A 19,912-nucleotide genomic window follows, 5' to 3' on the forward strand; every position below is an offset into this window, starting at 1 on the left:
GAATAGATGCCGCATTTGCGCTCTGTCTGAACGAAAGGGATAGTGGTATAACTCCCGCGCAGACGGGAGTTTCCGTTCGGTCTGATCGAAGGGGATAGCGGCATCGATGTGCGGGGGAGAGGGAGTTATGAGCAAAGTTGAATATCGGCGGCTAACAATTGAAGAGGCGGGCCGTCTTCGGGAGATCGACCGGTCGGAGACGATCGATCTGATCTATGTGATGCAGGACGGCGTCGTGAAGGAGAAGCCGGTCTCGAATGAATGCCCGACTTGGAACGATGCTCAGCTGCTAGAAATTCAAGACCGCTTCCGCTATGAGCTGGAGAACGGCGGGATGGCGATCGGCGCGTTCGATGGCGATCCGCTGGTTGGATTCGGCGTGTTGGCCCATCAGTTCAGAGGTGAGGATGCCGACCGGCTGCAGGTTGATCTGATGTATGTATCCCGTTCGCACCGAAGACAAGGGATCGGCAGCCGCATTATCGAACAACTGAGCGAGGAAGCGCGCAGACGCGGGGCCAGCTATCTCTACATCTCATCCACGGAGACGAGATCTGCGGTCTCGTTCTATCGCAGTGTCGGCAGCCGATTGGCAGACGAAGTGGACGAGGAGCTGTTCCGCAAGGAGCCGCTCGACATCCACATGCTCAAGAAGCTATAAGGCGGGAGGAGCGCGGCAACTTCGCTACTCCTATCTCAGCAATCGATGTTTGACCATACCGTAGCTGCCGGACTCGTTGTTTAACGTGAGCAGCACTCTCTGGCCGTTACTCATGGTCACCTCAACGTCGATCTCGTATACTCGCGCGCCGCCAATCGCATCTACAGGACGGTGCGGCTTCAATCCGGTCACGTAGGAATCGATGCGGGCGATTCTCTCGTGATTGAACTGCGGAATCGTGACGCGGAAGATGGTTTGAAGGGATTTGTAAATATCCTCATGGAGCAGTTGGAGCAACGCTTCCTCCATCAGCGCTTCCTTATGGGTATCCGCTTGGGAGGCCGATGCCGTTGCTTGCTGCGAGAATAGCGGTATAGCCAGACACGTTATCGCGGCGAACCATAACCATTTTTGCCACATTGGCGTCACCTCGGGTCTAACTTCTGCCGCTGAATGGCGTTCTATACATATAGCGGCAGCGAGTGCTAGCATCAGGTGAATCGTGACGAGGAGGATGGAGTCCCATGGAATGTCCATACTGCCAGAGTGAGATCGAGATCTTGAAGGGCAAATGCCCGGTGTGCAAGCAAAGGCTCTATGAGGTGACGGATGAGGACTTCGGAGTGATCAGGGAAGGAGCAGAGGGGGCGGACGAAGCGGCCGGCGATATCGAGGACATGAGCATCGAAGAGGCGATTCAAAGCCGCTACCGTTGTGCGAAGTGCCTTGGCGAGGATTGCTCTATTAAGGAAGTCGCGATGACCGGCACCGGGCTGAGCAAGATGTTTGACATCCAGCACAATCATTATCTGTTCGTCTCCTGCGAGCAGTGCGGTTACGTCGAAGTTTATGATCCCGATGTATTGCGGGGCCACAAGGCAGGGTCGCTGGGGACGATTCTCGACGCCCTGTTCGGCAGGTGACCGCCCTGTACCTCATTTGTTTTTGACCGGCTGCAATGTTAGAGTTAAAAAAGACCAACTGAATTAGTGGGATAAACAATCAACCAATGGAGGAAGTACCGCAGCATGACGAGAATCGCGACGAATTTGACAGAACTGATTGGCAACACACCACTGCTCGAGCTAGCCAACTTCAATCGCAGACACGGCTTGGAGGCGAGAATCGTCGCCAAGCTTGAATATTTCAACCCCGCAGGCAGCGTCAAGGACCGCATCGGCTTAGCGATGATCCGGGATGCCGAGGCGAAGGGCCTCATCAACAAGGATTCGGTGCTGATTGAGCCGACGAGCGGCAACACGGGCATCGGTCTCGCATTCGCGGCTGCCGCGCTTGGCTATAAGCTGATCATCACGCTGCCGGAGAGCTTCAGCATTGAGCGGAGGAAGCTGCTTCAGATGCTTGGAGCGGAGCTTGTCCTGACGCCGGCTGTAGAGGGAATGGGAGGGGCGATCCGCAAAGCGCAGGAGCTGGCTGAGGAGACGCCGAACGCGTTCATCCCGCAGCAATTCAGCAATCCCGCGAATCCGGCCATCCACCGCAAGACGACGGCGGAAGAGATCTGGCGGGATACGGACGGCGAAGTGGATATCTTCGTCGGCGGCGTCGGCACCGGCGGCACGATCTCCGGCGTCGGCGAGACGCTGAAGCAGCATAAGAACGCCGTGCGCATCGTCGCGGTGGAGCCGGCGGAGTCGCCGGTTCTGACCGGCGGCGAGAAGGGCCCGCACAAGATTCAAGGAATCGGAGCGGGCTTCGTGCCGGACAACTTCCACCGCGAGGCAGTCGACGAGGTTGTGACGGTGAAGTCCGAGCTCGCGTTCGAGACGGCCCGCGAGCTGGCGCGCAGCGAAGGCCTGCTGGTCGGCATCTCCTCCGGCGCCGCAGCTGCCGGCGCTCTTGAAGTAGCCAAGCGCCCCGAGAACAAGGGCAAGACGATCGTCGTTCTGCTGCCGGACACGGGCGAGCGCTACTTGTCCACCGAGCTGTTTAACTTCTAAGCAAGCAATATTCAGAGATAAGGCAGCCGTGCTAGCGCGGCTGCCTTATGTAATCGGGGAGCGGAATGGCGATTATCGAATATGGGAGGTGTCGGCAATATGGCGATAATTCTAATCATCTTAACCGTCGTGTTCTTCTTCACGTTTCTGAGCATCGATGCTCGGCTGAAGAAGCAGAATGAGAACACGGAGCGGGTCATTGAACGGTTAGATCTGATTTATAACGAGATGAAGAAGCAGGACGATCGGAATATCGAGCATTAGCTGTGCTGCGAGCAGCTAATCGATAACTAGCTATTCGCCCATTGATCTCCAAGCGGAGCGGGAAGCCCATCTATGCTCTTGACGTTCTTCTCCCGCCAGTACTGCCGCAATCCTGCTTCGCCCTTCTGGATCGACCACCGCTGAAGCGTATCCCGTTCTTTGTGTGCGCTCGTCTCGTTGCCGCTGCCGGTCAGATCCAAATACGCCACCCGGTTCGTGGACAAGATCCGCAGCGAGTCATGCCCCTTCGGCGAGAGGTTCACGTGCCCTTCCCCGGACAAAGGCGCCGATCCTATTAATTCCTTCCGATGGCGCTTGCCTGTATCGAAGAAGTGCAACTTCTGGCGTCAAATGGCGTCTATTCATGCATGACTGATCCCATCATGACACGAATAGGAGATTTGCCGACGATGCGAATGCGCAAGCTTACGGCAGCATGCTGCCTGTTGGTTCTATTATCGCCTCTAACTCCATTGGAAGGCCGCTCGGAAGCGGCGGATTCGGACAGCAGCCTCTCACTGGTGCTGGACGGGCTGCCCTTGAAGTCGGATACCGCCCCCTATATGAAGCCGAAGGTGAACGTGACGATGGTGCCGGCTCGCGTCATAAGCGAGAATCTCGGCGCTACGGTCGGTTGGGTGCAGTCGAACCGAACCGCGACGGTAACCGGAAGCGGCATGACGATTCAGATGACTGCCGGCAAGCAGGAGGCGGTCGTGAACGGCGCAACCGTCAAGCTGGACGCTTCGGTCGAGGTGAAGAACGGCCGGGTCATGGTCCCGCTCCGGTTCATCAGCGAGAAGCTGGGACTTCTGGTCGGCTGGAATCAAGCGACGCAGACGGTATCGCTCACGAGCCGTGGAAGCGGCAATGGCTCGGCGCAAGCTCCCGGCGCGATAAGCGAACGAACGGTCGTTCGCGGCGCATGGCTCTCCAGTATCTACAATCTGGATTGGCCCTCCGATGATTCCTACAACAACGCATCGCAGCAGCAAGAAGAATACCGGAAGCAACTGGATGACCTGCAGGCGATGGGCATCAATACGGTCTATGTGCAGGTTCGCCCTTCGGGCGATGCGCTGTACCCGTCGAGCCTTGTTCCATGGTCCAAGTTCCTCACGGGAACGCAGGGCAAGGATCCCGGCTATGATCCGCTCGCGTTCATGATCGAGGAGACGCATAGCCGAGGCATGAAGTTTGAGGCGTGGTTCAATCCGTTCCGGGCGAACAACGGCACTTCGGCGGCCGGACTGGCGGCCAATCATGTCGCCATCCAGCATCCCGATTGGGTCGTCGCCGCTTCGGGGACGACGTACATTAATCCCGGCATCCCCGATGCCCGGCAGCATATCATCGATGCTATCATGGAAGTCGTCAACAAGTACGACGTCGACGGCATTCATCTGGACGATTACTTCTATCCGTCGAATGCGTCCTTCGACGATGACGCCGCTTATAAGCAGTACAATACCGCCGGCTTCGCCTCGAAGGCGGATTGGCGGCGCGATAATATTAATCAGTTCATCCGGAAGCTGGGCGAATCGATTCATGCGGCGAAGCCGCAGCTTGCGTTCGGCGTCAGCCCGTTCGGTGTCTGGCGGAACAGCTCCGCCGATCCGGAAGGGTCGAATACGAGGGCGAGCATCACCGACTACGACAGCATGTACGCGGATGTTCGGAAGTGGATTCAGGAAGAGTGGATCGATTATGTCGTGCCGCAGGTCTACTGGAGCCTCTCTACATCGGCAGCCCGCTACGACATCGTCACCGACTGGTGGGCGGATGCGGTGGAGGGGACGGATGTCAAACTGTACATCGGCCATTCCCCATACAAGCTGGGAACGTCGGAAGCCGGCTGGCAATCTGCACAAGAAATCATCCATCAACTGCAATATAATAGCAAGATAGAGCAAGTGGAGGGAGACGTCTTCTTCAGCGCGAAGGATCTGCTCAAGAATCCGCTCGGACTGGTCCCTCTGCTGAGCAGTTATTACGGATCGTAAGAGAGGAGCTGCCGTTATGCTGATCGGAGTCGTGTCCGACACCCATATGCCGCGAATGGCCAAAGCGCTGCCGCCGACGCTGGACGATGCGTTCCGGAAGGCGGATCGTATTCTGCACGCAGGCGATTGGACCGATCTGCGGGTGCTGGATGCCTTCGAGAAGCTGGCGCCGGTCGACGGCGTCGCAGGCAATAACGACGGAGCGGAGATCGTCAGGCGGTTCGGCTGGCGCAAGATCATTCGCGTCGGAGGCGTCTCCATCGGCCTGGTCCATGGCCACGGCAGCGGGGCCAGAACGGCGGCGGCGACGGAAGAGCGGGTGATCCGCGCGTTCAAGGACGACGATATCGATTGCATTGTGTTCGGTCACTCCCATGTCCCCGTTCTGAAGGAAGTGAACGGGGTGCTGGTGTTCAATCCCGGCTCGCCGACGGATAAGCGGAGGCAGCCGCGGTATTCGTTTGGCCTGCTGGAGATTACGGATGGTCGGATTAAGGCCAGACACCTTTTCTACGATAAGAAGGGTTAATGGGCTTGCGCGGCCCAGCGCCCTGCCGATCGGATATATTGTGCTATGCGGCGGGTAGAGATAGAATAGAAGCTAAGCTAATGTTCGGGCAAATGCAATGGAAGGGAACCGTCTAGGCGGTTTCCTTCCGTCGTTATGGCAGAAAGGACAATGCACATGCGCTATTCGTCCAAGTACATCCGCAAATACGGGTTATCGTACATCGCCGCATTTCTGATGGTCGCCATGGAAGCCGTCGCCGATCTGCTCCAGCCGACGCTGCTGTCGCGAATGATCGACGATGGCGTCGCGAAGCTGGATCAGTCGATCGTGCTCCATTACGGCGGACTGATGCTGCTGGTGACAGCCGCAGGTGCGCTGGCCGCTTCCGGTCGGAACATCGTCGCAAGCCAAGTATCCCAGCGCTTCGGCTCAGAGCTGCGTTCGGATCTGTACGGGCACATTCAATCGCTCTCGCTGGGAAGCATCGACAAGTTCGACCGGGCGGGGTTGGTGACGCGACTGACGAACGACGTGACGCAGCTGCAAAATTTCGTGAACGGCATGATGCGCATTTTCGCGAAGGCGCCAATTCTGTGCATCGGCAGTCTCATGATGGCGATTCGGCTGAACCCGTCGCTCTCCACCGTGCTGATCGTCGTCGTTCCGATCGTCGCCGTACTGATCTTCTTCAATTTGAAGATAGGCTTTCCGCTGTTCCTGCGGGTGCAGCGGGCGATGGATAGGCTGAACGGCATCATGCGCGAGTATTTGTCCGGCGTTCGCGTCGTCAAGGCGTTCAACCGATTCACGAGCGAGTCGGAGAAGTTCGCCGGCGTCAACGACGAATACCGCCTAAGCTCGATGCGCGCGATGCGCCGGATGGCAGTGTTCAACCCGGCTATTCTGCTGACGGTCAACTTCGGCATCGTGGCCGTGCTGTGGATCGGCGCGCTCCGCGTGGACGGGGGACAGATGCAGGTCGGACACATCGTCGCCTTCGTCAACTACATGACGCAGATTCTGTTCTCGCTCATGATGATCTCGATGGTGTTCAACATGCTCGTCCGTGCGAAGGCCTCCTACAGCCGCATCGGAGAAGTAATGGCAGCCGAATCGACGATGACGTGGACGGAAGGCGTAAGCCTTCCCGCGGGAAGCGAAGGAAGAATCGACTTCGACCGCGTCTCGTTCTCTTATCATGGCGAGGACGGCGCTCCGGTGCTGAAGGACATTAGCCTGACGATTCTGCCGGGCCAGACGGTCGGCATTATCGGATCGACGGGCTCGGGCAAGAGCTCGCTCGTCGGGCTCGTCATGCGCTTCTACGATGCGACGGGCGGCGCTGTGCGGCTGGACGGCGCGGACGTCCGCAAGCTGGATCCGAGCCTCATTCGGGACAAGGCGGCCATCGTGCCGCAGAAGGCGATGCTGTTCTCGGGGACGATCATGGACAATATCCGATGGGGCAAGGAAGACGCCACGGAGGAAGAGGTGGCGGCGGCGGCGCGGATGGCGGCGGCGCATGACTTCATCTCCGCGCTGCCGGAAGGGTATCAGACCAAGCTCGGGCAAGGAGGCGTTAACCTGTCCGGCGGGCAGAAGCAGCGGGTGTCAATCGCGAGAGCGCTCGTTCGCCAGCCTCGCATCTTGATTCTCGACGACTGCACGAGCGCGGTAGACGCCGCCACAGAAGCGTCCATCAAGCAGGCGCTGCGAGAATATGCGCAGGGGCTGACTTGTCTGCTCATCGCGCAGCGCATCACGTCCGTCATGGATGCGGACCACATTCTCGTGCTCGACGGCGGCGCGGTCGCCGGCTTCGGCACGCATGAAGAGCTGATGCAGGATTGCGTCGTCTATCAAGAAATCTACCGTTCGCAGATCGGCAAGGAGGTGGGCGCGGATGGCGCAACAGCCTAATCCGAATGCAGGGCTCACCGCCGGCGCAAGCGCAGCTTCGGGCTCCTCCAGTGCAGGCGCTGGTGCTGGGACTGGTGCAGGCGCTGCCGTGGGGGCGGGCGCTGCATCCTCGGCCAGCGGAGCTTCCGCCAGGGAAGGCTTGGCTGCCAGCGGCTCCGCAGGCTCTGCCGGCGCGAGCCCGCCGGAGGTTCACGTCGGCCATGGCCGACCGCCGGTTCGGGGACGCGGAGGCCCCGTGCAGAAGCCCAAAAACATGCGAGGCACGCTGCGGCGCCTGTGGGAATTCGTCGGCAAGGAGCGCAGGTGGCTCGCGATCGTCTTCCTCTTCGTGCTCGTTGATTCTGCCCTTACGCTGGCGGGGCCGTATCTGATCGGCACGTCCGTCGACGCAGCCGCAGACAGTTCCGGCGTCGACTTCCGACTGCTGACCATCGCTCTTATCGCGCTCGCCGCCGCCTATATTGGAGACGCCGTGCTTACTTGGCTGCAGGGCTGGCTCATGGCCGGCGTCTCGCAACGAATTGTGCGCAGCCTGCGCGAATCGCTGTTCGCGAAGCTGCACAAGCTGCCGCTCGCGTACTTCGATACGCGCCGCCACGGGGAGATCATGAGCCGGCTGTCCAACGACATCGACAACGTCAGCATGACGGTCTCGCAGACGACGTCGCAATTGATGACCGGCGCGATCGCCATCGTCGGCTCGCTCGTCATGATGCTCGTCCTCAGCCCGCTGCTCACGCTGGCCAGCCTCATCACCGTTCCGCTCGTCTATCTGCTCGCGAGGACGATTACGAAGCGGACGTCCGTGCTGTTCAAGCAGCAGCAGGCGCAGCTCGGCATGCTGAACGGACAGATCGAGGAGACGATCTCGGGCGTCGAAGCGGTCAAGTCGTTCAACCGCGAACGGCAAGTGGTCGCGAGCTTCGAGGAGACGAACAGGAAGCTTCGGGACATCGGCATTCGGGCGCAGATCTGGTCGGGATTCCTCATGCCGCTGCTCAGCGTCATTAACAATATCGGCTTCGCCGCGGTCGCGATCGTCGGCGGTACGCTTGCGGTCAAAGGGATCATCACCGTCGGCGTCATCGCCAGCTTCATCAGCTATTCGCGCCAATTCGTGCGCCCGCTGAACGACCTGGCGAACATCTACAACATGCTGCAATCGGGCATTGCCGGAGCGGAGCGCGTGTTCGAGCTGCTCGACGAGAAGGAGGAGCCGGTCGACGAACCGGGAGCCGTCACGCTTCAGTCGCCGAAGGGCGAGGTGGTGTTCGATCACGTTCAGTTCGGCTATCGCGCCGATACTCCGATCGTGCGGGGGATGAGCTTCCGGGCGGAAGCGGGAACGAACGTCGCCTTAGTCGGCCCGACCGGCGCGGGCAAGACGACGATCGTGAATCTACTGACGCGCTTCTACGATGTGACGGGAGGCAGCGTCCGCATCGACGGCAAGGATGTCCGCGAATATACGCGCGACAGCCTGCGCGTGTTCGGCATCGTGCTGCAGGACACGTATTTATTCTCCGGAACGATCAGAGACAACATTAAGTACGGCAAGCCGGATGCGACGGACGAGGAAGTACGGGAAGCGGCCATGACGGCCAACGCTGACGGCTTCATTCGGCTGCTCCCGAAGCAGTACGACACGGAGCTGACCGAGAACGGCGGCAACTTGAGCCAAGGGCAGCGGCAACTGCTGGCCATCGCCAGCGTCGTGCTGGCGAAGCCGTCCATTCTTATTCTCGACGAAGCGACCAGCAGCATCGATACGCGGACCGAACGGCATATTCAGGACGCGCTGCTCCATATTATGAAGGGGCGGACGGCGTTCATCATCGCCCACCGCCTGAACACCATCCGCGACGCGGACACGATCATGGTCATCGACAAGGGGAGCATCGTCGAATCCGGTTCGCACGACGAGCTGATCGGGCGGCAAGGCGTCTATTATCGTATGTACTATAATCAATTTAAGAATGTCGTCGATGGAGCCTAAATCTCTGCGAACGCCGCATTCGGAAGGTTCGTGATTGCCCATGCAATTCGTTAACGATGCCATCGACTGGCTGCTATCCGTCACACAGCTCGATGGCTTCCAAATCATATTGCTAACTTTACCGCTCGCTATCATTCAGAATTTCTTAGGGTGTTTTCCGTTTGCGACGCTTATTCTGCTGCACATCTCGGCGCTTGGGATTGTCAACGGTTTAATCATCAGCTGGCTGGTCAGCATCGTGGCATCGCTCGTTGTTTATTTCTGCTGCCGCTATTGGTTCGCAGAATGGTTCGATCGGAAGATGTCGCGATTCGAGACGAAGTATGAGAAGTGGAAAAAGTATTTTCAGCTGTACGGTGTATGGACGATTATCCTCATGCGTACGCTGCCGATCATGCCGAACAACGTGATCGCGTTCCTCTCGTCGATCTCATCGATTCGGCCGCACGCTTATCTGATCTCATCGATCATCGGCAATCTGTCGCACATCTGGCTGTTCGGCATTATTAGCTCTTCCATCGTGTTCCCGGACACTGACATTCGGGTGCTGCTCGGGGCTTATCTTGTGTTCTTCGCCCTGATGACGGTTGCCTTCTTCGTGTATTTGCGCATGAACAAAACGGCGGGCAGCCGCGCTTAGACGTGCGCCTACTATGCGTCTTGGCTTTGGCCGACTAATTGTATTTTGTACAACTAATTCTTTTGGATTGGGGCTCCGTACGCCATCTAGTTGCATATGTCCGCTTAATTGCGCCTCAATTGCTTCAATCGCCGAATTACGCTCCATTTAATTGCACACTTGCACTTAGCGGCGGGGGCCAGACGCATCACGCTTCAACGAAGTGTAGAAATACAATAAGAGGCTTCGAGAAGCCTCCAAGGAGTGAACCGACAGGATGTTGAAGTGGGACGGGCACACGCATACGCGCTTCTGCTATCACGGGAGCGGCGCGGAGCTTAGCGAATATGTGGATCGCGCGATTGCGCTCGACTTCGAGCGTTACTCCGTTACGGAGCATCCGCCGCTGCCGGAGCGTTGGGTTCCGGATGAGCGCTTGATGGACGAGCTCGCCATGCCGCTGGCGGAGCTTCCGGCTTATATCGAGTACGTGCAGCGAGTGAAAAAGCAGTATGAAGGCCGAATCGAACTGACGGTCGGCCTCGAGATGGATTATCTGCACGGAAGCACATCGTTCTCCGACGAACTGATGAAGCCGTACTTGGACGTGCTCGAAGACGCGGTCGTATCCGTTCATTACTTGCCGGGCGAGGACGGCATGTACTGCGTCGACTTCACAGCAGACGACCTGCGGCGGAATCTGCTGCCCGCGTACGGCTCGATGGATAGCCTAGCGGATGCATACTTTGACCATATGGAGCAGGCGATCGCTTGGGCGTCGAAGCTTCCGATGCGTAAGCGCGTAGGGCACCCGCTGCTCATTCAGAAGTTCCGGACGGAGCTGCCGCCGATTGGCGAGGCGCTGCTGAACCGCCGGCTGGAGCGCATCGTGCGCCTGCTGGCCGAGTCCGGCGTCGGACTCGACGTCAACACGGCAGGGCTGCGCGTGCCGACGTGCGGACAAGCGTATGCGCCGGACTGGTTCGTGCGCAAGTGCCAAGCGGCGGGGGTCGAAGTCGTCTACGGCTCCGACGCGCACAAGCCGGAGCAGGTCGGCTTCGGCTATGACTGGTTCGCCGCTGCCGCCGCCGGTGGCAGCGGCAGCGCGTAAGCCCCAGCGGCTTGTGCGAGCGAGCGACGCCGGAATGGACTGCGTAAGCCCTCCTCGAGGGCTTACGGCAACGGGCTGTACTATAATAAGGAAGCGCTTCTCACCTCAAATCCTCGATAGACTGAACATCCTCCATATACTCCGGAACGACCAATCCCAGCTTCGTGCCTGACAGGTTCGGCCCCAGGTCCTCGAAGCTGCCTTTGTATTGGTTGTAATAGTCGATCGACGTCGTCGGCAGCCACGCGGCGACCATCGCATCGGCGTCGCCTCCGGCGATGCCGGCCCACATCGGACCGATCTCCACCTGCAGCAGCTCCGCTTTGTAGCCAAGCTTCTTCTCCAGCACGGAGCCGACGACGTTCGTGCTCGCGATCTCGGAATCCCACGCGACGAGAGCAAGCCGGATCGTCTGACCGGAGGCTGGAGGGATTCCTTCGGTCCACTTGGCGACGACGTCCGGATGCTCGTCGACCCACTTGTCAGCGGCGGCAGCCGGGTCCATGCCGTCCGCGATCAGGCTCATGACGGCCTCCATGTCCGAAGGCTGCCACGAGAAGCGGTCGAGGAACTGATACGCGGACGCCATATCGTTCTTCAACCCGAGCCTAACGATCGTATGAATCTCCTCGCTGCCTCCGAACGACTGCTTCGGATCGTCCAAATACTTCAGCTTGAATTTGATAAACATCCAATGCGGTGTCCAGCCCGTGACGATGATCGGCTGCTGCTGCGAAAATGCCTGGCTCAAAGCGGCAGTCATCGCCGTGCCGGAGCCTTCGACCAGCCGCCAGTCGTCCAGACCGTAATCCTGCATCGCCTTGGCCGTCGCCTTCATGAGACCCGAGCCGGGATCGATGCCGATGATCTCGGAGCCCACTTGCTGCGCAATCTCGTTATCTGATCCCGTCCTGTTCATGGCCCACTGCGTGATGCCGGCAGCAATCAGCACGGCGACTGCCGCCGCCGTGATCCAAGCCGTTCGGCGGAAGCTGCCCGCACGAGTGCGGCGCTTGCCGCCGACTGCCTTCTGCGAGAGCCGGTCGAGCAGGATGGCGAGGATCACGACGGCGAGGCCGGCTTCGAAGCCTTGGCCGGTATTGAGCTGCGTGACGGCGCGATAGACGTCCGCGCCAATGCCTTGCGCGCCGATCATAGAGGCGATGACGACCATCGACAGCGACAGCATGATGGTCTGATTAACGCCGGCCATCATGTTCGGCAGCGCGAGCGGAAGCTGCACCTGAAGCAGCTTCTGACCCGGCGTCGTGCCGAACGAATCGGCGGCTTCGATGAGATCGCCCGGCACTTGCTTAATGCCGAGCAGCGTCAGCCGGATCGTCGGCGGGATCGCGAAGATGACGGACGCGATCACCCCCGGCACGACGCCGAGGCCGAAGAACGTCACGGCAGGGATAAGGTAGACGAAGGCGGGCATCGTCTGCATGAAGTCGAGCAGCGGCGTCAGAATGCTGCGGACAGTCCGGTTAGCGGCGCACCAGATACCAAGCGGGATGCCGACGACGATCGAGATGAGCGATGCGGTTAACACGAGCGCCGTCGACTCCATCGTGTTGTCCCAATAGCCCAGATTCCAGATGAGCAGCAGCCCGATAACCGTGAGCAGAGCCATCGACCACCTGCCCAGCCGATAACCGAGCGCCGCCAGGGCGAGGATGATTAGCCAGAAGGGCAGCAGATGCAGCAGAGCGGAGAAGGCGTATACCGTTCCGCCAATGGCTGCGGACAGAATATCGAACAGCCAGCCCAGATTCGTGCCCAGCCAATCGACGACGGCCTCCACCCATTGGTCGAGGGGCAGCTTCGGCATTTACGATTCTCCTTCCGTATTAATATGCTCGGAGGCGCCGGTCAAGGCCGCCAGCACCGCGCCGCGTACGATAATGCCAAGCAGCTTGCCGCTCTCCTCTGTGACGGCGACCGGAATCGGCGTCTGGCCGACGAGCTCGAACAGATCCTTCAGCGACGCATCGGGCCGAACGGTCGGTACGTCGCGGATGGCGATATCGGCCAGCGAACGGCCGTCCTTGATTGCCGCAGATGCGTCCTCCGCCGTAATGACGCCGAGCAGCTTGCGCGATTTGTCCACTACATACAGGTTCGAGACGCCGCTGGCGCGCATCAGCTCCAGCGCGACGCGAGGCCCGCGATCTGGCGAGATCGTCTCCGGCCGGCGCATGACGTGAGCGGCCGTCAGCACCTTGGACAGGTCGACGTCTTCGACGAACCGCTCGACGTAACGGTTGGCCGGGTTGATCAGAATCTCCTCCGGCGTGCCGATCTGCACGATGGAGCCGTCCTTGAGCAAGGCGATCTTGTCGCCGATGCGCAGCGCTTCGTCCAAGTCGTGCGTGATGAAGACGATGGTCTTCCGCATTTTCTGCTGCAGATCGAGCAGTTCGTCCTGCATATCCTTGCGGATGAGCGGATCGAGCGCGCTGAACGCTTCGTCCATGAGCAGAATATCCGGCTCGTTGGCGAGCGCTCTGGCGATGCCGACCCGCTGCTGCATGCCGCCGCTAAGCTGATCGGGGTAGCTGTTCTCCCAGCCCTTGAGGCCGACGAGCTCCAGGCTTTCCAGCGCCTTCGCGCGCCGCTTCTCGCTGCCGACGCCTTTGATTTGCAGGCCGAACTCGACATTCTCGACAATCGTCTTGTGGGGGAATAGGCCGAACTTCTGGAAGACCATCGCCATCTTGCTTCGCCGGAAATCCCGCAGCTGCTGCGCATTCATTCGCGCGACGTCCTGTCCTCCGCACCAGATCTCGCCGCCCGTAGGCTCGATAAGCCGGTTCAGCAGCCGAATCAAGGTGGACTTGCCGCTGCCCGACAGTCCCATAATGACGAAGATCTCGCCTTCCTCGATCTCGAAGTCCACCCGGTTCACGCCAACCGTATTCTTCGTCTCTTCGAAAATTTGTTTCTTCGTCTGCCCCTTCCTGAGCAGATCCAAAGCCCGCTGAGGCTCCGCTCCGAATATCTTGGTCAATTCCTTCACGGCCAATATCGGCATGCCTAATCCCTCCGAAGCTGATTGCCATTCCCGTATAGAATGAGCCATCCGTGGATGAATCATCCGGTTAACGTTTGACACGCTTCTTCGCCGATCCTTATAATTCTGGAGTATGGTTAAAGTTACCGCGAACGTTCAGGGACATCTAAGGAAGGGATTGTTGCCAACATGCTCAGCAAAGCGGAACGCATCAAACGGTCGAAAGCGCCGGCATCCTCGGGGGAGTGGGGCGACCGGCTGCCGCCGGGCCAGACGCTGACCGAGAAGTTCCCGATCCTGCACGAAGGGGATATTCCCCGGTACGACATGGACGCCTGGGACTTCCGCGTGTTCGGCGAGGTCGAGGAGGCGCGAACGTTCAGCTACAACGACCTTCTGGCGCTGCCGCGCACGCGGGTGGAGACCGACATTCACTGCGTCACACGCTGGTCCAAGTTCGACACCGTCTGGGAAGGCGTTCGCTTCACGGAGCTGCTCAAGCTGCTGAAGGTGAAGCCGGAGGCGAAGTACGTCATGGTGCACGCCGATCCGGACTACGATACGAACGTGCCGCTAGAGGATTTGATGGGGGACGATGTACTGCTGGCTTTCCGGTATAACGATGAACCGCTATCGGACAAGCACGGAGGCCCGCTCCGTCTGCTCGTGCCGCATCTGTACTTCTGGAAGAGCGCCAAGTGGATTCGCGGCTTCGAGTTCATGAAGGAGGACCGGCAGGGCTATTGGGAGGTTCGGGGCTTCCATAGCTACGGCGATCCGTTCACGGAGCAGCGCTTCTCGGAAGACGATATGTACATGCCGGAGGACGAATGGCATCACAAGGACTATGATTAATATCCGGGTAAAAAAGGTGAGGTGATCCCGCATGAACGTACCGCTTAATCCGCAATTGAATCGCGAATACATGCTCGCGATGCTGGACAAGCTGCTGAACACGCCGAGCCCAAGCGGCTTCTGCATGAGGATCATGGCGCTTGTCCGCGAGGAAGCCGGCAAGCTCGGCTTCGAGGTGGAGATGACGCCGAAGGGCAACGGCATCATCACCATTCCCGCCCCCGCGCCCGGCAATGGAGCTGCCGGCGGTACGCTGGGCTTGTCGGCCCACGTCGATACGCTGGGCGCCATGGTTCGGGCCGTCAAGCCAAGCGGCATGATTCGCTTCACCCCGATCGGCGGCTACGCGATGCAGACGGTGGAGGGCGAATATTGCCTCATCCACACGCGCGACGGCCGCGCTTACGAAGGCACCGTGCTGTCCACGAAGCCATCGGTGCATGTGCATTCGGACGCGCGGGATTGGAAGCGCGACGAGGAGAACATGGAGATCCGCATCGACGAGGCGGTATCCAGCAAGGAAGACACGCTGAAGCTCGGCATTCAGGTCGGCGACATCATCTCCTGGGACCCGCGCGCGCGGATGCTGCCGAACGGGTGGATCAAGTCCCGCCACTTGGACGACAAGGCGAGCGTGGCCGCGCTGTTCGGCATCCTCGAATGGCTCAAGCGCACGGGCACGCGCCCGCCGCGGCCGGTGAAGCTGGTGCTGTCCACGTACGAGGAGGTCGGGCACGGCGCCTCCCACATCCCGGAGGATATTACCGAGATGATCGCCGTCGACATGGGCGCGCTTGGCGACGACCTGTCCGCGACCGAGCGCGACGTGTCGATCTGCGCGAAGGATTCGTCCGGGCCGTACGATTACGGCATGACGTCCCGCTTGATCGAGCTGGCCAAGCGGGAAGGCGTGCCGCATGCGGTAGATATCTACCCGCATTACGGCTCCGACGCTTCCGCCGCGCTTCGAGGCGGAAGCAACATCCGCGCCGCGCTCATCGGGCCGGGCGTGCATGCCTCGCACGGCATGGAGCGTACGCACGCGGACGCTATCGCCGGGACGGCGGCGCTACTGCTGGCGTATATGCTGGAGCCGGCGGAAGGCTGATCGGCGGCGCTTGTGCGCCGGACCAGAAATTGGAAGTTGGAGACCGCGAAATTTCGCGGTCTTTTTTTGTTTTTCGAGCCTTTTCACCTGATATTACTTGAACTAATTTAGCCTGACTATCGTCTATTTAACAACTAAGCAAACGGGCGGTAAGCACTAGATAAGCCGCTCCGAATGAAGGAGGGATGCACACGCCGATTGCGCTTTAAGCTTGACAGCGGAAGTTATACCAAGCATGAGTCATGGGTTCGTCTGACGAACGGCAGCAAGAGTAGTTATGCTGAATCGAACGTTGGATCGCACCGAAGATTGGCAGCAGGACAAGACAGAACGGCATAAAGATTTAACAAGTACCGATTCATCTAGATTAACCTCGAATGCAAACCTCGAACTCGGAAGTTATATGGCCTTATCAGCCCATCGGCGATTTATCATGCTTGATTGACTAGGGACCACGCTCCGAACCAGAAATACGGCAAGTAGAAGGAGTCCGCTGGCATGCGTAAACAAGTGAATAGCAAGTCGCGTTATATGCCCGGCCTTGACGGCCTTAGGGCGATCTCGGTATTGGCGGTTATCGCCTACCACTTGAATTTGAATTGGGCTCCCGGAGGTTATCTGGGCGTCGGCGTCTTCTTTGTGTTATCCGGTTATTTGATTACAGACCAATTGGTCGCCAGATGGCAGCGCGATCGCAGCTTGGCGCTCGGAAGCTTCTGGCTGCGCAGAGCCCGCCGTCTGCTCCCCGCCATGCTGCTCATGACTGCGGTCGTGTGCGCGTACTTGGGGATTACCGATCCGCAACGGCTCGGAACGCTAGGCGGCGACGTGTTGTCTGCGGTCACGTATGTCAACAACTGGTGGCTGATTTTTCATAAGGTATCTTACTTTGAGAGCTTCGGACCTCCTTCCCCATTCGGCCATTATTGGTCGCTAGCGGTGGAGGAGCAATTCTATCTGGTCTGGCCGCTGCTGCTGGCGATCGGCTTGCGATTCATACCGCAGCGCGGCAAGCTCGCGGCCATCATCCTCGCGCTGGCGGCGGCTTCCGCTGCGGCGATGGCGCTGATGTACACGCCCGGCAGCGATCCGAGCCGCGTCTATTATGGCAGCGACACTCGCGTGTTCGGGCTATTGATTGGCGCGGTGTTGGCCGTCATCTGGCCAAGCGGCAAGCTGACGGAGGCGAAGGCGGGAGCGGGTTCCCGCGTTGCTCTTAACGTATTCGGGTTGGCTTCGCTCGCGGCCTTGCTCTATATGATGTGGCGAATGCAGGAATACGACATCTTCGTCTACCGCGGCGGCCTGGTGCTGCTCTCAGTCGCATCGGCAGTGCTAGTCGCCACGCTGGCTCATCCGGCGAGCGGGATTGCCCGCCTCCTGTCGGTGAAGCCGCTGCGCTGGCTTGGCGTTCGCTCCTACGGCATCTATCTGTGGCATTATCCTGTTATCGCGCTGACGACGCCAGTCATCAGTACGGATGGCCCGAGTGTGACGCGAATCGCGCTGCAGGCGGCTGCCAGTATCATATTGGCAGCGCTGTCTTGGAAGTTCGTGGAGGAACCGATTCTTCGCGGCACTTGGAGGAAGGCGGTACAGGCAGGTTCGTTGTCGCGACTGTCGCACCGCATGTCCCGCGGCGCCCGCAAGCATGCGGCTGCGATCGCGGCTGCGGGCTTGACGGTTGTGCTCTGCGTATCGTGTATAGGCACGGGATCGGTAGGCGGCGAGCGGAGCGCGGCCGCTTCCGATACAGGCGAGCTGGTTGTCCCTGCGAGCGCAGCTGGCGGAGTCCCTTCCAACGAGGGGATATCGAATGCGCTAGGCGGCGGAGCGTCGAGCGGGGCGGCATCGAGCGGAGCGGCTTCCAATGCAATAGGCAGCGGCGCATCCGATAAAGGCGCTCCGAGACACGCCGGCAGCGGCTCGACGAATCCGGCAAGTGGCGATCATGCAGGGAAGCAAACGGACAGTGACCATGCCCCGATACCAGCAGACGATAAGGGCGCTTCGAGCGCGGGGAGCTCGACCCCGGCCGGGGATGAAGCAGCCTCGGACGAAGCAGCGCCGAAGTCCGGCGAAGGCATTACGATCATCGGCGACTCCGTCATTCTTGGCGTGAAGTCGACCTTGGAGGAGCAGCGCCCGGGCATTGTCGTAGACGGCAAGATCGGCCGGCAGCTCACACAGGCTTTCGACACGATTGATTCGTATGAGAAGGCTGGAGCTCTGGGTGACATCGTTATTCTGGAGCTCGGGACGAACGGCACGTTCACCGCCAAGAAGCTGTCGCAGCTGCTAGATGCGATCGGCGACCAGCGGCACATTCTGCTCATTAACACGAGAGTGCCCCGGAAGTGGCAGGACGAAGTCAACAAGATGCTCTCCAACGCGGCAGAAGCCCGGGACAACGTCGCCTTGGTCGACTGGTACGCTGCCAGCAAAGGCAAGGACGGCTATTTCGCCAAAGACGGCGTTCACCTGAACAGCGAAGGAGCCGCGTCTTACGCGGAGATGCTGACGTCTGCCGTTGATAAACTTAAGCTGGAAGCGTAAAGCGGAACGGCTTGAACCGGATTGCTTTATCGGACTAAAGCGCCCGGCGGGGGTATATCTATTCAGGCACCTATGAGGCTTATCCCCACAACTCAGGCAGAGCTCCACGTCGCCCGATCTACCTGTACTGACGCAAGGGGATAAGCCTAACAGCCTGAGCGGAGGGGATAGTGGCATATCCGTGTGACAAAGGGATGTGTCGGACGAATCGTTCCGGTACGGTTTGACAACGAGCACACAACGAACCCCCAAGGGAGAGTCCCTTGGGGGTTCGTTGTTCCAACGCGTCGCCGGCGGTTACATGCCGAACGCTTCGGCTAGCAGCCGATATGACTTCAGGCGGGCTTCGAAGTCGTGCGTCAGCGTGACGACCATGAACTCGTCGATGCCGAATTGGTCCTGCATGTTCAGCAGCCGCGCGCGCACTTGGGCAGGCGTCCCGATGATCCGGCGCTGGCGCACAGCGCGGATGCGTTCGCGGTCATAGTCCGTATACGGATAACTCTCCGCCGTCTCAACGGAAGGGAACCAGTCGAGCATCCGCCCTTGCTCGAGCGAGAGGAAGAACAGATCGGTGCTCGTCGCAAGCCGCGAAGCTTCTTCCTCCGTGTCGGCGCAGATGACCATGACGGCGGCCAAGGCGCGGGGCTCCGGGTGGCGCTCGGACGGCTTGAAGTTCTCCTTGTAGTAATGAACGGCGTCTTCGCTTCCCGGAACGCCGAAGAACTGCGCGTAAGCATAGTTGGCGCCTTTGCGCGCGGCGATCTGAGCGGTGCCGAGGCTTGAGCCGAGCAGCCACACTTCGGGAGCGGTCGGAATGAGCGGCGACGCCTGCAATCCGGCAAAACGATGCCCGGCCGGCAGCTTGTCGTACAAGTACGCGTTCAGATCGTCGACTTGCTCGGGGTAACGGTCGATGTCGACGAATTTGCCTTCCTGCAGCGCGCGGGTGGACAGCGGCATGCCGCCCGGCGCGCGGCCGAGGCCGAGGTCGATCCGGCCAGGGTGCAGCGCCTCCAGCAGCTTGAAGTTCTCGGCTACCTTGTATGCGCTGTAATGGGGCAGCATAATGCCGCCGGAGCCGACGCGGATTCGCGACGTCGCTGCGGCGAGATGGGCGATCAGCACCTCAGGACTCGAATGGGCCAGCGCGCGCGATGCATGGTGCTCGGACACCCAATAGCGGTGGTAGCCTAGCTCGTCTGCGAGCTGAGCGAGCCGTGTCGTCTCGGCCAGCGTCTGGGAAGCCGTACGTCCTTCGCAAATTTGCGATTGATCGAGGACGCTTAATATCATCGGACACACCTCGTTTTGAAGACGGAGTTGGATGGAGC

The 19,912-nt window shown here is 59.7% G+C and carries 18 protein-coding genes; 13 read left to right on the forward strand and 5 right to left on the reverse strand.

Annotated features, from left to right (window positions below):
- The first annotated feature begins 127 nt into the window (after positions 1-127).
- On the forward strand, positions 128-661 hold the full coding sequence (locus H4Q31_RS04620) for a GNAT family N-acetyltransferase (RefSeq protein WP_185177897.1): 534 nt from the start codon (positions 128-130) through the stop codon (positions 659-661).
- A gap of 30 nt (positions 662-691) precedes the next feature.
- Here H4Q31_RS04620 and H4Q31_RS04625 read toward each other — a convergent pair whose 3' ends face one another.
- Positions 692-1,081 (reverse strand): hypothetical protein, encoded by a 390-nt coding sequence (locus H4Q31_RS04625; RefSeq protein WP_185177898.1) that lies wholly within the window; start codon positions 1,079-1,081, stop codon positions 692-694.
- Between the two features lie 104 nt (positions 1,082-1,185).
- Between H4Q31_RS04625 and H4Q31_RS21945 the strand changes: the two genes are divergently transcribed.
- The 3 genes from H4Q31_RS21945 to H4Q31_RS04640 all read left to right on the forward strand — a co-directional run bounded on the left by H4Q31_RS21945 (position 1,186) and on the right by H4Q31_RS04640 (position 2,886).
- Positions 1,186-1,584 (forward strand): zinc ribbon domain-containing protein, encoded by a 399-nt coding sequence (locus H4Q31_RS21945; protein ID WP_376698211.1) that lies wholly within the window; start codon positions 1,186-1,188, stop codon positions 1,582-1,584.
- Between the two features lie 105 nt (positions 1,585-1,689).
- On the forward strand, positions 1,690-2,622 hold the full coding sequence (gene cysK, locus H4Q31_RS04635; protein ID WP_185177899.1) for a cysteine synthase A: 933 nt from the start codon (positions 1,690-1,692) through the stop codon (positions 2,620-2,622).
- A gap of 99 nt (positions 2,623-2,721) precedes the next feature.
- Positions 2,722-2,886: a hypothetical protein gene (locus H4Q31_RS04640; protein ID WP_185177900.1), complete on the forward strand. Its 165-nt coding sequence runs from the start codon at positions 2,722-2,724 to the stop codon at positions 2,884-2,886.
- Between the two features lie 26 nt (positions 2,887-2,912).
- On the opposite strand, the gene H4Q31_RS04645 is transcribed toward H4Q31_RS04640, so the two are convergent.
- Positions 2,913-3,224, reverse strand: a complete 312-nt coding sequence (locus H4Q31_RS04645) for a hypothetical protein (protein WP_185177901.1) — start codon at positions 3,222-3,224, stop codon at positions 2,913-2,915.
- A 72-nt stretch (positions 3,225-3,296) separates the two neighbouring features.
- On the opposite strand from H4Q31_RS04645, the gene H4Q31_RS04650 reads away from it, so the two are divergent.
- The 6 genes from H4Q31_RS04650 (at position 3,297) to hisJ (ending at position 11,046) form a co-directional block, all read left to right on the forward strand.
- The gene (locus tag H4Q31_RS04650) at positions 3,297-4,889 is read left to right on the forward strand and encodes a family 10 glycosylhydrolase (protein WP_185177902.1); all 1,593 of its coding nucleotides are present in this window, start codon (positions 3,297-3,299) and stop codon (positions 4,887-4,889) included.
- Between the two features lie 16 nt (positions 4,890-4,905).
- The gene (locus tag H4Q31_RS04655) at positions 4,906-5,418 is read left to right on the forward strand and encodes a metallophosphoesterase family protein (protein WP_185177903.1); all 513 of its coding nucleotides are present in this window, start codon (positions 4,906-4,908) and stop codon (positions 5,416-5,418) included.
- A 156-nt stretch (positions 5,419-5,574) separates the two neighbouring features.
- Positions 5,575-7,320 carry an ABC transporter ATP-binding protein gene (locus tag H4Q31_RS04660; RefSeq protein ID WP_185177959.1) on the forward strand — a complete coding sequence of 582 codons (1,746 nt, stop codon included), beginning with the start codon at positions 5,575-5,577 and terminating at the stop codon, positions 7,318-7,320.
- Entirely contained in the window at positions 7,304-9,316 is a 2,013-nt protein-coding gene (locus H4Q31_RS04665) for an ABC transporter ATP-binding protein (RefSeq protein ID WP_185177904.1), read from the forward strand. Before H4Q31_RS04660 ends, H4Q31_RS04665 begins: the two co-directional genes overlap by 17 nt.
- Positions 9,317-9,356: 40 nt before the next feature.
- Positions 9,357-9,956 (forward strand): TVP38/TMEM64 family protein, encoded by a 600-nt coding sequence (locus H4Q31_RS04670; protein ID WP_185177960.1) that lies wholly within the window; start codon positions 9,357-9,359, stop codon positions 9,954-9,956.
- A 256-nt stretch (positions 9,957-10,212) separates the two neighbouring features.
- Positions 10,213-11,046, forward strand: coding sequence for a histidinol-phosphatase HisJ (gene hisJ, locus H4Q31_RS04675; protein ID WP_185177905.1), 834 nt, complete (start codon positions 10,213-10,215; stop codon positions 11,044-11,046).
- A 100-nt stretch (positions 11,047-11,146) separates the two neighbouring features.
- On the opposite strand, the gene H4Q31_RS04680 is transcribed toward hisJ, so the two are convergent.
- Both H4Q31_RS04680 and H4Q31_RS04685 read right to left on the reverse strand, forming a co-directional pair.
- Positions 11,147-12,877 carry a glycine betaine ABC transporter substrate-binding protein gene (locus tag H4Q31_RS04680; protein WP_185177906.1) on the reverse strand — a complete coding sequence of 577 codons (1,731 nt, stop codon included), beginning with the start codon at positions 12,875-12,877 and terminating at the stop codon, positions 11,147-11,149.
- Positions 12,878-14,080, reverse strand: coding sequence for a quaternary amine ABC transporter ATP-binding protein (locus tag H4Q31_RS04685; RefSeq protein WP_185177907.1), 1,203 nt, complete (start codon positions 14,078-14,080; stop codon positions 12,878-12,880).
- Between the two features lie 168 nt (positions 14,081-14,248).
- On the opposite strand from H4Q31_RS04685, the gene H4Q31_RS04690 reads away from it, so the two are divergent.
- From H4Q31_RS04690 to H4Q31_RS04700, 3 genes are all read left to right on the forward strand, one after another.
- Positions 14,249-14,914 (forward strand): sulfite oxidase-like oxidoreductase, encoded by a 666-nt coding sequence (locus H4Q31_RS04690; protein WP_185177908.1) that lies wholly within the window; start codon positions 14,249-14,251, stop codon positions 14,912-14,914.
- 31 nt (positions 14,915-14,945) lie between these two features.
- On the forward strand, positions 14,946-16,022 hold the full coding sequence (locus H4Q31_RS04695) for a M42 family metallopeptidase (RefSeq protein WP_185177909.1): 1,077 nt from the start codon (positions 14,946-14,948) through the stop codon (positions 16,020-16,022).
- Positions 16,023-16,520: 498 nt separating this feature from the next.
- Complete coding sequence (locus H4Q31_RS04700) at positions 16,521-18,578, forward strand: acyltransferase family protein (protein WP_185177910.1); 2,058 nt, start codon at positions 16,521-16,523, stop codon at positions 18,576-18,578.
- Positions 18,579-18,875: 297 nt separating this feature from the next.
- Here H4Q31_RS04700 and H4Q31_RS04705 read toward each other — a convergent pair whose 3' ends face one another.
- Positions 18,876-19,874 (reverse strand): LLM class flavin-dependent oxidoreductase, encoded by a 999-nt coding sequence (locus H4Q31_RS04705; protein WP_185177911.1) that lies wholly within the window; start codon positions 19,872-19,874, stop codon positions 18,876-18,878.
- Positions 19,875-19,912: the final 38 nt, after the last annotated feature.

The organism is Cohnella lubricantis (assembly GCF_014212015.1).
GTDB lineage: Bacteria > Bacillota > Bacilli > Paenibacillales > Paenibacillaceae > Cohnella > Cohnella lubricantis.